The sequence below is a fragment of the Pseudomonas viridiflava genome, from assembly GCF_900602065.1.
Classification (GTDB): Bacteria; Pseudomonadota; Gammaproteobacteria; order Pseudomonadales; family Pseudomonadaceae; genus Aquipseudomonas.
Window position 1 is genome coordinate 636,491 of sequence record NZ_UWFN01000285.1, and the last position, 12,072, is coordinate 648,562.

Here is a 12,072-nt window from a genome sequence, read left to right on the forward strand (position 1 = left end):
CCGTGCCTTCACTCACCAGCGCTACCTCTGTAGGAGCTGCCGAAGGCTGCGATGGCGACGTGTCAGGGCAAACGCTTTCGCAGCCTTCGGCAGCTCCTACAGAAAATGCATGTCAACCCGGCAAATTGCATTTGGTTGTTTAGCGACAAAGGCGCCCCGACCTGGAACCTACATGACACAAGTCGATTTCTACATTCTCCCAAGCCCCGATCCCTCCGCTCGCCTGGACTTTGCCTGCAAGCTCACGGAGAAAGCCTGGCGCATGGGTCACCGTATTTACCTGCACTGCAGCGATGCCGCGCAGCGTGAAGACCTCGATGCGCGGCTATGGCGCTTCAAGGGTGAAACCTTCATCCCCCACGGTGACGCTGAGGACGATCAGGTCGCACCGGTGGTGCTGGGCCTGGGTGAAGACCCGGGGCAACATCAGGATCTGCTGGTCAACCTCGACCTGCGCATCCCCGAATTTTTCAAGCGTTTCGCCCGCGTGGCGGAAATAGTGGTGGAAGACCCCGCCATACGACTGGCCGCACGAGAGAGTTTTCGTTTCTACCGTGAACAGGGCTATCCTCTGCAAGATCACCGACTACAGCGGCTTTGAGCACACGATGGATAATTCAAACCCTCTGAAAAACTCCGCCCACTTGCTGGACGACCTAGAGTCAATCCGCCAACTGCTCGGCGATGACTCACAGCAACCGCCCGCTCATGGCGAAGGGCAGATTCCTTTGCTGTTCGATGTGGTGGGTGCAAAACCGGCATTGAGCCAGGAGCTGGATTTCGGTGATGAAGATGACACCGAGATTCCAACCCTCACCCCCGAGCCCGTCGCCCAGCCCGTTGAACCGCCCGTGGCTGCTGCTCCGGTACAGGCAAAATCCAAAGAAGACGCGCTGTTGTACCTCGACTCAGAACTGCGCGCCGCCGCCCAGTTGATCATGCAAGACGTCATCGACGACTTTGCGCCGCACATCGAGACCGAAATCAAACGTCGTCTTGAAGCGCGGATGGAGCGGTTGCTGAGCCAGTATCAAAATTGATTCTGTGAGAGCGGTGCTTGCCCGCGATAAGGGCACCGCAATTCTAAAGGGAATCGCGTCAGCCTTATCGCGGGCAAGCACCGCTCCCACGGTGTGAAATGTCAGTCAGATGCCAGGTCTTTTTACAGCCCATCATCGCCCCGCTCTACGCCCAGCCGTTCATCCCCGCTATACTTGTCGGCTTTCCCGAATTACAGCAATAGGTTCCCGCCGCGCATGGACAAGACCTACCAGCCGCACGCTATTGAAACTTCCTGGTATCAAACCTGGGAATCCGAGAATTACTTCGCCCCACAAGGCGCTGGTGACTCGTACACCATCATGATCCCGCCGCCGAATGTCACCGGCAGCCTGCACATGGGCCATGGTTTCAATAACGCGATCATGGACGCCTTGATCCGTTTCCGCCGCATGCAGGGTCGCAACACCCTATGGCAGCCGGGTACCGACCACGCCGGTATCGCCACGCAAATGCTGGTAGAGCGTCAGATCGAAGCGCAGGGCTTGAACCGCCACGATCTGGGTCGCGATAAATTCCTGGAGAAAATCTGGGAATGGAAAGACCAGTCCGGCGGCAACATCAGCCGTCAGATCCGTCGCCTGGGCTCGTCCGTTGACTGGAGCCGTGAGCGCTTCACCATGGACGACGATCTTTCCAAAGCCGTTAAAGAAGCATTTGTTCGCCTGCATGAAGATGGCCTGATCTATCGCGGCAAGCGTCTGGTCAACTGGGACACCAAACTGCACACCGCTATTTCCGACCTCGAAGTGGAAAACCACGACGAGAAGGGCTTCCTGTGGAACCTGCGCTATCCACTGGCTGACGGCGCGAAAACCGCTGACGGTCTGGATTACCTGATCGTAGCCACGACGCGCCCGGAAACCATGCTCGGTGATGCCGCCGTTGCCGTTAACCCGGAAGACGAGCGTTACAAGGCACTGATCGGCAAGTTCGTCGAGCTGCCACTGGTGGGTCGCCGCATCCCGATCATTGCGGATGAATACTGCGACCCTGAATTCGGCACCGGCTGCGTGAAAATCACCCCGGCCCACGATTTCAACGACTACGAAGTCGGCAAGCGCCACAACCTGCCGCTGCTGAACATCTTCGACAAGAATGCCAACGTGCTCGCAACTGCGCAGGTGTTCAATCTCGACGGCACCCTGAACGAAACCGTAGACGGCACCCTGCCCGCCGAATACGCAGGTCTTGACCGTTTCGAAGCGCGCAAGCAGATCGTTGCTGCATTCGACGCCGCCGGCCTGCTGGTCAGCGTTGACGATCACGCTCTGAAAGTCCCGAAAGGCGACCGTTCCGGCACCATCATCGAGCCGTGGCTGACTGACCAGTGGTACGTGTCCACCAAGCCGTTGGCTGAACCGGCTATCGCTGCAGTTGAAGACGGCCGCATCGCCTTCGTGCCCAAGCAATATGAAAACATGTACTTCTCATGGATGCGTGACATCCAGGACTGGTGCATCAGCCGTCAGCTCTGGTGGGGCCACCGCATTCCCGCCTGGTACGACGAGTCCGGCAAGGTATACGTCGGTCGCGACGAAGCCGAAGTGCGCGCCAAGAACAACCTGGGTCCTGAGGTTGCGCTGCAACAGGACAACGACGTACTCGACACCTGGTTCAGCTCGGGCCTGTGGACATTCTCCACACTCGGCTGGCCGGAAAAAACCAAGGCGCTGGAAACCTTCCACTCCACCGACGTACTGGTTACTGGCTTCGACATCATTTTCTTCTGGGTTGCCCGGATGATCATGCTCACCATGCATCTGGTGAAAGACGAAGACGGCACGCCGCAAGTACCGTTCAAGACGGTGTATGTGCACGGCCTGGTCCGGGATGGCCAGGGCCAGAAGATGTCCAAGTCCAAAGGCAACGTCCTCGACCCGCTGGACATCATCGACGGTATCGAGCTGGAAGACCTGGTGCAGAAACGCACCTCCGGCATGATGCAGCCGAAACTGGCGAAGAAGATTGAAAAGCAGACCCGTGACGAGTTCGCTGACGGCATCGCCAGCTACGGCACCGACGCCCTGCGCTTCACCTTCTGCTCACTGGCCTCCACCGGTCGCGACATCAAGTTCGATATGGGCCGCGTTGAAGGCTATCGCAACTTCTGCAACAAGATCTGGAACGCCGCGCGCTACGTGCTGGACAAAGGCGAAGACTGTGGCCAGAACGGCGAAGAAGTCGAACTGTCCCTGGCTGATCGCTGGATCATCTCGCAACTGCAGCGCACCGAAGCCGAAGTGACCCGCCAACTGGATCAATTCCGTTTCGACCTCGCGGCTCAGGCGCTGTACGAGTTCATCTGGAACCAGTATTGCGACTGGTATCTGGAACTGTCCAAGCCTGTGCTGTGGGACGAAACCGCTCCGGTTGAACGTCAGCGCGGTACTCGCCGCACGCTGGTTCGGGTACTGGAAGTGGCCCTGCGCCTGGCGCATCCGTTCATGCCATTCATCACCGAAGAAATCTGGCAGCGCCTCGCGCCGCTGGCGGGTGCGGAAGGCAAAACCATCATGCTGCAACCTTGGCCAGTGGCCAACGAAGCGCGCATCGATCAGGCCGCCGAAGACGACATCGAATGGCTCAAGGGCCTGATGCTCGCCACCCGTAACATCCGTGGCGAAATGAACATCGGCCCAGGCAAGCCGCTGCAACTGTTCCTCAAGAACGTCAACGCCGAAGACCTGCGTCGCCTGCAAGAGAATGATTACCTGCTGAAGAAGCTGGCCAAGCTGGAATCCATCACCGTACTGGAAGCAGGCGCTGAAGCCCCGCTGTCAGCTACCGGTCTGGTAGGCGAAATGGAAGTGCTGGTGCCAATGGCGGGTCTGATCGACAAAGATGCCGAGCTGGCGCGTCTGGACAAGGAAATCCTGCGTCTGCAAGGCGAAGTGCAACGGGTTGGCGGCAAGCTGTCCAATGCTGCGTTCGTCGACAAGGCGCCGCCTGAGGTCATCGCCAAGGAACGGGCGAAGATGGCCGAAGCTGAGCAGGCTTTGGGCAAACTGGCCGAGCAGCATGCGCGGATTGCGAGTTTGTAAATAAAACAGTCAGCCAGCCTTCCCCAAGGCTGGCCGGCGACAACGAACCCTGTAGGAGCGACCGGGGTGGCGCTCCACCTTGCTCGCGATAGCGGTCTGTCATTCACATGATTAGTGCCTGACAAACCGCTATCGCGAGCAAGCTCACTCCTACAGGGTTTTGCGTTTCAACGAGACCTCATCGGCATGACCATCCCGAACCCCCCAAAACCACCCCGCAAAAAGCCCAGACCGGCGCAGCCAGGCAAACCTGCCGAGCCCCGTGAAAAGGCCACTTTGCACCCACGCAATCGCCATCAAGGCCATTACGACTTTCCCAAGCTGATCAAAAGCAGCCCGGAACTGGGGCAGTTTCTGATCACCAATCCGTATGGCAAGGAAAGCATCGACTTCGCCAACCCGGCCGCCGTGCGCGTGTTCAACCGGGCGCTGCTCAAGTCGTTTTACGGCATCGCCCACTGGGATATCCCGGCCGACTACCTGTGCCCGCCGATTCCGGGCCGTGCAGACTACCTGCACTTCCTCGCCGACCTGCTGGCTGAGCGCAACGAAGGCGTCATCCCGCGTGGCGCCTCGATCAAGGCACTGGACGTCGGCACCGGCGCCAACTGCGTCTATCCACTGATTGGCCACAGCGACTATGGCTGGCAGTTCCTCGGTTCGGAGATCGACACCACCGCCGTTGCCGCTGCCACTGCGATCATCAAATCCAACAACCTGAGCAAAGCCATCACACTGCGCCAGCAAAGCAATCGCAAGCAGATCCTGCTGGACCTGCTCAACAGCGACGAACGCTTCGACGTGAGCCTCTGCAACCCGCCATTCCACTCGTCTCTGGAAGAAGCACAGCGCGGCAGTCAGCGTAAATGGCGGGCGCTGGGCAAGGCAGACCCGAAACGCAAACTGCCGGTCCTCAACTTCGGCGGCCAATCCCAGGAGTTGTGGTGTGAAGGCGGTGAAATTGGCTTCGTCACGCAACTGATCAAAGAAAGCACCCAAGCGGCGAAACAGGTGTTGTGGTTCAGCACGCTGGTCTCAAAAGCGTCCAACCTGCCGATGATTCAAAGCACGCTGAAGAAAGTCGGTGTGTTCGAGAGTCAGGTGGTCGAGATGGGCCAGGGCCAGAAGCAAAGCCGCTTCGTGGCGTGGACCTTTCATGACAAGGCCAGACAAGAGGCATGGCGTCAGGAGCGCTGGGCGTTGAAATAAACAACCGCCACTCACCTGTGGGAGCGAATTTATTCGCGAAGACGGCGTTACTCACTATAAATATGCATTGAATGTACCGACCTCTTCGCGAATAAATCCGCTCCCACAGGCCCCGTATTTTCAATAGACAGACACAAAAAAGCCGTGCCCGGTTAACCGGTGCACGGCTTTTTCAACAGCAAGCGTGTGCTTACTTGTTGATCGAGTCGTTCAGCACTTTAGCTGGTACGAACTTGATGACTTTCTTGGCAGCGATTTCGATGGCAGCGCCAGTCGAAGGGTTGCGGCCAGTGCGAGCTGGACGCTCGGCTACTTTCAGTTTGCCGATGCCCGGCAGAGTGATTTCAGCGCCGTTTTCCAGTTGGTCGGCAACAATTTGGCCCAATTGCTCAAGAGCATTACGCGCGGTGGTTTTTGGCGCGTCGATAGCTTCTGCGATATCGGCGATCAATTGGTCTTTAGTCAGAGCCATGGTGGTGTTCCTTCCCTATCAAATTCATTTGGATTGCAGAGTGCAGCGTCGGCCTGGAGCCGGATCATGAACCCGACCCTCCAGTAGCAGCCACGATTAATCGCGAAGTGTAGATACTGAAACCGGGCATTGGTTCGGCCCAAACGCACACAAACTGCGGTGCTTGGCGCGCTATGCTGCGCAAGACGGGGCAAAACTAGCACAGAGCCGAGCAAATATCCGCACTAACCTACCCGTTTGGACAGGTTTCTCCCGTTTGAACCGAAAAAAAGCGGTTCGGACACCCCACGAGAGCTAAAACCAAGGGGTACAGCCGCGTTTCGCGTCCGGGTGCGTTACACTGCGTGCCGTAAATCGAGCAGCGCCGCTCGTCAGTATTCCGCTCACAACCAGCCGAGAAACCCATGCCGATCCGTCATTGCATCGTCCACCTGATCGACAAGAAACCCGACGGCACGCCCGCAGTTCTCCACGCACGCGACTCCGAACTCGCTGAGTCTCAAGCCATCGAGAACATGCTGGCCGACCTCAACGAAAGCTATAACGCCAAACAAGGCAAGGCTTGGGGATTCTTCCACGCCGAGTCTGGTGCGCATCCGTTCAGCGGCTGGCTGAAGGAGTACATGGACGGCGGCAAAGATTTCACGGCATTCAGCCGGGTCGCAGTAGAGCATCTGCAAAAGCTGATGGAAGAGTCCAACCTGTCCGTCGGCGGCCATGTGCTGTTTGCTCACTATCAACAAGGCATGACGGATTATCTGGTCATCGCCCTGCTGCACCACAGCGAAGGCGTGGCCGTTAGCGAAACCCTCGACGTGACCCCCTCGCGCCATCTGGACCTTGGGCAACTGCACCTGGCGGCGCGGATCAACGTGTCAGAGTGGCAGAACAACAAGATGTCCAAGCAGTACATCTCGTTCATCAAGGGCAAGAACGGTAAGAAAGTTTCCGAGTACTTCCGCGACTTCATCGGCTGCCAGGAAGGCGTCGACGGCCCCGGCGAAACCCGCACCCTGCTCAAGGCCTTCAGCGACTTCGTCGAAAGCGAAGACCTGCCCGAAGACTCTGCCCGTGAAAAAACCAAAGCGCTGGTCGACTACGCCAGCAGCCAAAGCAAAATGGGCGAACCCATGGGCCTGGAAGAACTCTCCGGGCTGATCGACGAAGAGCGCCCACGTGCGTTTTACGACCACATCCGCAACAAGGACTACGGCCTGTCGCCAGAGATCCCTGCGGATAAGCGCACCCTCAACCAGTTCCGCCGCTTCACCGGCCGCGCTGAGGGCCTGTCCATCAGCTTTGAAGCGCACTTGTTGGGTGACAAGATCGAATACGACGAAGCCGCTGGCACCCTGATCATCAAAGGCCTGCCAACGCAGCTCACTGATCAGCTCAAGCGCCGCTGAGGACACACGAGTATGTGGCTACGCACCCTGAAGAAGTTCGCTCTGATCATGCTGGTGGTCGTGGTTTATCAGAACTGGGGCAAGATCGAGCACTTCTTCAACCCCTCGGACGCCGTCACCGCGCAAACCCAGGCGCAAGCCAGGGTGGTGATGTACGCCACCGAATGGTGTGGCTACTGCAAACAGACCCGGCGCTTCCTCGACAGCAAAGGTATCCCGTTCAAGGAGTACGATATCGAGAAATCCGATGAGGGCCGCAAAGCCTATGAAGCGCTGGGTGGACGCGGCATCCCGTTGATTGATGTGAATGGCACGATCATCAGAGGCTTCAGCGAAGAGGCAATATTGGCGGCGTTGAAGTGATCGCAAGGCTCAAAGGCTATAACACTCCCTGTGGGACTCTACATTGGCCTGCTAGCTCACTTCCTGTAGGAGCGAATTTATTCGCGAAGGGGCCGGTACATCCACAACCTTGTATCGACTGAAGCACCGCCTTCCCGAATGAATTCGGTCCCACAGGTAGATTCACAGCTGGCTCTCTCAGCGCTTCTCGATTCGAAAACCAAACCGCGGAAAGTGCACATGCACCACACCCGCCCGCTCGTCTTCTCGGCGCAGGATCAGCTCTTCGCGCCCATTGAAAACCAACTCGCCCTCAACCGGATCCACCCCGTAATCAACAGCTGAAATGGTCACTTGATCACCGGCCTTGAAGCCATTGGGATCAATAAACTGCTCCTCCGGCAACGCAGCAGGCGTCGCGTTGTGAGCAATCTCTACCGCTTCGGCCGAGCTCAGCTCGCTTGGCGCGCCATGACCGAAGCCCAACACTCGACCCAGCCACGCCGCTACACCCGGATAGTCATCCACCAACGGCGCAGTCACCGGGGTTTGCTTGAGGAACCACAGGGTGTGTGCGACGGAGAAATCGGCAATCGACGGCACGCCAAACAGGAAGTCGCCGTTGCGCTCCAACTGCAATTCCAGGCGCGTCATGAGCGTTGGCCATTGATGCTTGGCTTGCTCTACAGGCAGACGCGTTGCACTGCCGCCCTGAAACAACGCAGCGCGATCAGCGACGAAGGCTTTCACCCCTTCAGGTGGCACTTTGGCGAAACGTACGGCGAGCGACTCAGGCTGGAACACCAGACTCACGGCATGCATGAACATGACCGAGTCTGCCCATGCCGCAAAGCTGGCGACGGTAAATTCCTGCCCGTCCGGGAAGAACGCAGGCGAGGCTTTTTCCTGCTCCAGACGGCGAGCCATCAGCGCTGTGTCGCAATAGATATCCGCGCCGATCTGCAGCACCGGTGTTTTGCGGTAGCCACCAGTCAATGCGGTCAGATCGGGCTTGGGCATGATCGAAGGGATACTGACGGAGCGCCAGGACAGGCCTTTGAACCCCAGCATCAGACGGGCTTTCTCAGCGAAAAGCGAGGTGGGGTAATGGTGCAGGATGATGTCGGTCATGGCTGGCTTTCCAACAGAAGGTAAGCCAGCAGCTTACCCGGCCAGAAGCAGCGAGCCTACCCGGCAGGCCTGATAGCAGATCATCACAGCGATAGATCGAAGACGCAGGTTTCTGTAGGAGCTGCCGAAGGCTGCGAACAACCATGTGTCAGACAACCGCTGTCGTAACCTCCAACTGAACTGCCTGAAAAGATATAAATCTGTAGGAGTGAGCTTGCTCGCGATAGCAGTGGGTCAGACACCCATTATTTATCTGATGCACTGCTATCGCGAGCAAGCTCACTCCTACAGATTACGTACGTCCGGAGAATTATGGTCAAGGCGCAGAGCAATACCCCGCCACCAGACACTCCTTCGCACTCTTCCTCAACTTCTTGATCAACCGCTCCTGGCGCAGCGCCTCACCCTTGCTGACGCACTGCTCCACATACACCAGCGCCACTGCAGGGCTGGAGTAAAAATAGCGGGCACCTTTGCCACTTTGATGGGCAGCAAAGCGGCGCTGCGGATCGTCACTGATGCCACAATACAACGAGCCGTTTTCAGCGCGCACCAGATACACGAACCAGGGTTTGCTGACCGCTGGTTCGGGTGTCACGTTTACGGATGAGGGCAAGGCTTCAGGCATGACAGCAGATCAATGGCGCGAAAGACGCGATTCTACCAGAGGCTCAACGTCCGGCCTGAAACGCCGCAAGACCTTTTTGCGCCTGGGCACGGATAGCGTTCTGCACGAAGGGCGTCCAGCCAAGCAACAGGCCTTTGGCTCCCAGCGCCTGTCGGGACCAGCGCCACAGGTCGAATTGATCATGATGCTCGGCGATCTTGCCGTCACGGAACACGAAGCGCGCCTGGATATCGTTAACCACGGTGTTGCCCGTCTGACTGAACAGGTAAGTAGCAACCCAATGTGCAGCGCCACTGCGCTCGTCGGCACGCACGCCATCAAACGTCAGGGAGAAATCCTTGGCCCGTGACGTGAGCATGCGCCACATGTCGCTGACCTGCTGGCCGCGCAGTTCGCCAAAGACAGGATCGCTGAACAGCACGTCATCTGTGTAGCAGGCGGCCATGGCTTCTGCGTCAAGGCGGTTGAAGGCCTCGTAGAAGCGGGTAATCAGCGCGTTATTGATCAGGCGTTTATCTTCGTCGCTCATGCATACAGGTCCATTGGAGCAAAAGGTGCCTGCACGATAAGCGGCATTTGGCCGCTTTACTACAGACATTCACCGGGCAAATTCTGCTACTCGACCTTTTCGCTGGTCACATCGACAAACAACGCGCGCCCCGCGCCCATACCCGCGATTACTGCGCCCAGGCCCAGCACAGCAAATATCCAGCCGACGGCGTCCCAACTGCCGGTCATGTCATGCACGACGCCTACAGCGAACGGCCCCATGGCCGCAATCGTGTAGCCGATGCCCTGAGCCATGCTCGACAGGTTGGAGGCCACATGCGAGTCACGCGAGCGCAGAACAATCAATGCCAGCGCCAGACTGAACGTGCCGCCCTGCCCCAATCCCAGCAGGATTCCCCACGCCCACAAACCTTCCAGCGGTGCATAAAGACAGCCGAAAAGACCGGTCAAGGTCAGCAGCATCACCAGAAAGATCGGTAGGCGCTGATCCTTGCCGCGCGTGGCGAGCCATGGGGCGCTCAAGGCACTGATAACCTGCACGATGATCGAGCCTGACAGCAGCAGCCCCGCGTGAGTCGGCGACAGGCCGCGACCGATCAGGATCGAGGGCAGCCAGCCAAAAACAATGTACGACAGCGAGGACTGTAGCCCCATGTACAGCGTGACCTGCCACGCGAGGCGATCACGCATCAGACCTTTGACGCGATAGACCGCACGATTGCTGTCGTGTGCTTCACGGGCCTGGGGATACCAGACAATGGCGGCAATTACCGCAGGCACTAACCAGATACCCAGCCCCATCGCCCAGCTGTCATTGAAATACTGGCTGAGCGGCACCGTTGAACCCGCCGCAATCGCCGCGCCCAGACACAACGCCATGGTGTAGACACCCATTAGAGCGCCGGCTTGCCGAGGGAAGTCACGCTTGACGATACCGGGCAGCAACACGCCGACAATGCCGATACTGGCGCCTGCCACGAGGCTGCCGATGAACAGCCCGGGTTCGCCAAGCAAACTGCGCAACGCCAGCCCGCCAGCGAGCGTCAGCAGAATGACCAGCACCACCCGTTCAGCACCAAAACGGCGCGCAAGCAATGGCGCAAGCGGCGCGAACAACCCCAGACACAACACCGGCAAGGTGGTCAGCAACCCGGCCTCGGCGGCGGACATGCCCAGGCTGTCAGATACATCATTGAGTAACGGCGCGATGCTTGAAAGCGCCGGGCGCAGGTTCAGCGCCACCAGCACCAGGCCGAGCAACAACAGCCAGCGGCTTTTGAGCAGTGAGGGTTGATCTTGCAGGGTCGTGCTCGCCGATGGCGCCTTGGTCGTCATTTCATTCTCGTGGGGGCAGGTAGTGAGGCGGCGCAGAGCGCCAAAAAGGTGCATCGTGTTGGAGAACGGCAACGAATACAAGTTTCGCTCGGATTGGGTACAGATTTAAAACCGAATCGCGATTCTTTGTGGGAGCCTCTATGTTGTCCTGCAAACCCAATCTCCGTGGGAGCGAATTCATTCGCGAAGAGGCCATTACGGACAATACATATTCAGCTTCTGGCAATCAGTCTTCCCGAATGAATTCGGTCCCACAGGAAAGCGCGCAACTGAAAACCTCCGCAGCCCTGAATGTGCTCTCAAGGCACTTGCCGTAACACTTTTGCCAGACCTGATCCCTTCCACCTGCCAGACCTTTCCGAGAAACTTGTCCCTCACTTGCGCCTTTAAATCCGGCTCACTAGGCTGCGTCGGTCGCTGCACATCAGCGATCGGGTTTAGTAGCCCGGACCAATAGGCGCACAGGTGTTCACTGTTATGGTGGCTGTGCGCAGGGCATCTTCGGGTGCGCCGGTTTCTCCTATTGTCCGGTCTACTAACCTGCTGCACAGCCGCCACCCTTCGTTTAGTAGCGAGGTGTGCTGGCTCCGTATCCAATAGGAGTTGTACATGCTTAACACCAACACCGATTCAGCCGCCAAAACCATGGCCCATGCCGCCGACCTGCTGCGTTGCGCAGCCGCCACCGCCTATGAGTCCGCCGATCACTTGAGCGGCAGCAAACGCGACCTGGCGTTTTCGGTGGTGCACTTGATCGAGATGGCGCGTGGGGCCGTGGAGAAATCCCTGCTTAGCACCGAGAATCCTTTGTAGGAGCTGCCGAAGGCTGCGAAAGCGCTATTTCAGGCAAATCGATTTCGCAGCCTTCGGCAGCTCCTACAAGAATCCACAATCGCGCAACGCCCTTCGATAATCACAGAAACGCCCTACATAACC

General features: G+C 58.1%; 11 protein-coding genes and 1 pseudogene. 7 read left to right on the top strand and 5 right to left on the bottom strand.

The genetic code is table 11. The features are described 5' to 3' along the window. The first annotated feature begins 172 nt into the window (after positions 1 to 172). The 4 genes from EE949_RS21225 (at position 173) to rlmF (ending at position 5,312) form a co-directional block, all read left to right on the top strand. A complete protein-coding gene (locus EE949_RS21225; protein ID WP_099270403.1) occupies positions 173 to 601 on the top strand; it encodes a DNA polymerase III subunit chi in 429 nt (142 codons plus the stop codon). A gap of 7 nt (positions 602 to 608) precedes the next feature. Beyond that, positions 609 to 1,040: a DNA polymerase III subunit chi gene (locus EE949_RS21230; protein ID WP_122666066.1), complete on the top strand. Its 432-nt coding sequence runs from the start codon at positions 609 to 611 to the stop codon at positions 1,038 to 1,040. Positions 1,041 to 1,256: 216 nt separating this feature from the next. Further along, positions 1,257 to 4,103 carry a valine--tRNA ligase gene (locus EE949_RS21235; RefSeq protein ID WP_122666067.1) on the top strand — a complete coding sequence of 949 codons (2,847 nt, stop codon included), beginning with the start codon at positions 1,257 to 1,259 and terminating at the stop codon, positions 4,101 to 4,103. Between the two features lie 186 nt (positions 4,104 to 4,289). Beyond that, on the top strand, positions 4,290 to 5,312 hold the full coding sequence (gene rlmF, locus EE949_RS21240) for a 23S rRNA (adenine(1618)-N(6))-methyltransferase RlmF (RefSeq protein ID WP_162874734.1): 1,023 nt from the start codon (positions 4,290 to 4,292) through the stop codon (positions 5,310 to 5,312). Between the two features lie 190 nt (positions 5,313 to 5,502). Here the strand turns inward: rlmF and EE949_RS21245 are convergent, their stop codons facing one another. Next, complete coding sequence (locus tag EE949_RS21245; RefSeq protein ID WP_027900723.1) at positions 5,503 to 5,784, bottom strand: HU family DNA-binding protein; 282 nt, start codon at positions 5,782 to 5,784, stop codon at positions 5,503 to 5,505. 404 nt (positions 5,785 to 6,188) lie between these two features. Between EE949_RS21245 and yejK the strand changes: the two genes are divergently transcribed. Continuing rightward, positions 6,189 to 7,190 (top strand): nucleoid-associated protein YejK, encoded by a 1,002-nt coding sequence (gene yejK / locus EE949_RS21250; RefSeq protein ID WP_122666068.1) that lies wholly within the window; start codon positions 6,189 to 6,191, stop codon positions 7,188 to 7,190. 12 nt (positions 7,191 to 7,202) lie between these two features. After that, on the top strand, positions 7,203 to 7,553 hold the full coding sequence (locus EE949_RS21255) for a glutaredoxin family protein (protein WP_122666069.1): 351 nt from the start codon (positions 7,203 to 7,205) through the stop codon (positions 7,551 to 7,553). A 177-nt stretch (positions 7,554 to 7,730) separates the two neighbouring features. Here the strand turns inward: EE949_RS21255 and EE949_RS21260 are convergent, their stop codons facing one another. The 4 genes from EE949_RS21260 to EE949_RS21275 form a co-directional block, all read right to left on the bottom strand. Beyond that, entirely contained in the window at positions 7,731 to 8,663 is a 933-nt protein-coding gene (locus tag EE949_RS21260; protein WP_122666070.1) for a glutathione S-transferase family protein, read from the bottom strand. A gap of 316 nt (positions 8,664 to 8,979) precedes the next feature. Next, positions 8,980 to 9,291: a GIY-YIG nuclease family protein gene (locus tag EE949_RS21265; protein ID WP_122666071.1), complete on the bottom strand. Its 312-nt coding sequence runs from the start codon at positions 9,289 to 9,291 to the stop codon at positions 8,980 to 8,982. A gap of 43 nt (positions 9,292 to 9,334) precedes the next feature. Then, entirely contained in the window at positions 9,335 to 9,820 is a 486-nt protein-coding gene (locus EE949_RS21270) for a nuclear transport factor 2 family protein (RefSeq protein WP_122666072.1), read from the bottom strand. A gap of 86 nt (positions 9,821 to 9,906) precedes the next feature. Then, a complete protein-coding gene (locus EE949_RS21275; RefSeq protein ID WP_122666073.1) occupies positions 9,907 to 11,136 on the bottom strand; it encodes a CynX/NimT family MFS transporter in 1,230 nt (409 codons plus the stop codon). A gap of 630 nt (positions 11,137 to 11,766) precedes the next feature. Between EE949_RS21275 and EE949_RS21280 the strand changes: the two are divergent. Beyond that, positions 11,767 to 11,949, top strand: a pseudogene (locus EE949_RS21280) (DUF6124 family protein); the annotation flags it as partial. Positions 11,950 to 12,072 lie beyond the last annotated feature (123 nt).

Bases quoted from the DNA above. Each gene is read 5' to 3' on its own strand.
- EE949_RS21225 (WP_099270403.1), top strand. From the start codon at position 173: ATGACACAAGTCGATTTCTACATTCTCCCAAGCCCCGATCCCTCCGCT.
- EE949_RS21230 (WP_122666066.1), top strand. From the start codon at position 609: ATGGATAATTCAAACCCTCTGAAAAACTCCGCCCACTTGCTGGACGAC.
- EE949_RS21235 (WP_122666067.1), top strand. From the start codon at position 1,257: ATGGACAAGACCTACCAGCCGCACGCTATTGAAACTTCCTGGTATCAA.
- rlmF (WP_162874734.1), top strand. From the start codon at position 4,290: ATGACCATCCCGAACCCCCCAAAACCACCCCGCAAAAAGCCCAGACCG.
- EE949_RS21245 (WP_027900723.1), bottom strand. From the start codon at position 5,784: ATGGCTCTGACTAAAGACCAATTGATCGCCGATATCGCAGAAGCTATC.
- yejK (WP_122666068.1), top strand. From the start codon at position 6,189: ATGCCGATCCGTCATTGCATCGTCCACCTGATCGACAAGAAACCCGAC.
- EE949_RS21255 (WP_122666069.1), top strand. From the start codon at position 7,203: ATGTGGCTACGCACCCTGAAGAAGTTCGCTCTGATCATGCTGGTGGTC.
- EE949_RS21260 (WP_122666070.1), bottom strand. From the start codon at position 8,663: ATGACCGACATCATCCTGCACCATTACCCCACCTCGCTTTTCGCTGAG.
- EE949_RS21265 (WP_122666071.1), bottom strand. From the start codon at position 9,291: ATGCCTGAAGCCTTGCCCTCATCCGTAAACGTGACACCCGAACCAGCG.
- EE949_RS21270 (WP_122666072.1), bottom strand. From the start codon at position 9,820: ATGAGCGACGAAGATAAACGCCTGATCAATAACGCGCTGATTACCCGC.
- EE949_RS21275 (WP_122666073.1), bottom strand. From the start codon at position 11,136: ATGACGACCAAGGCGCCATCGGCGAGCACGACCCTGCAAGATCAACCC.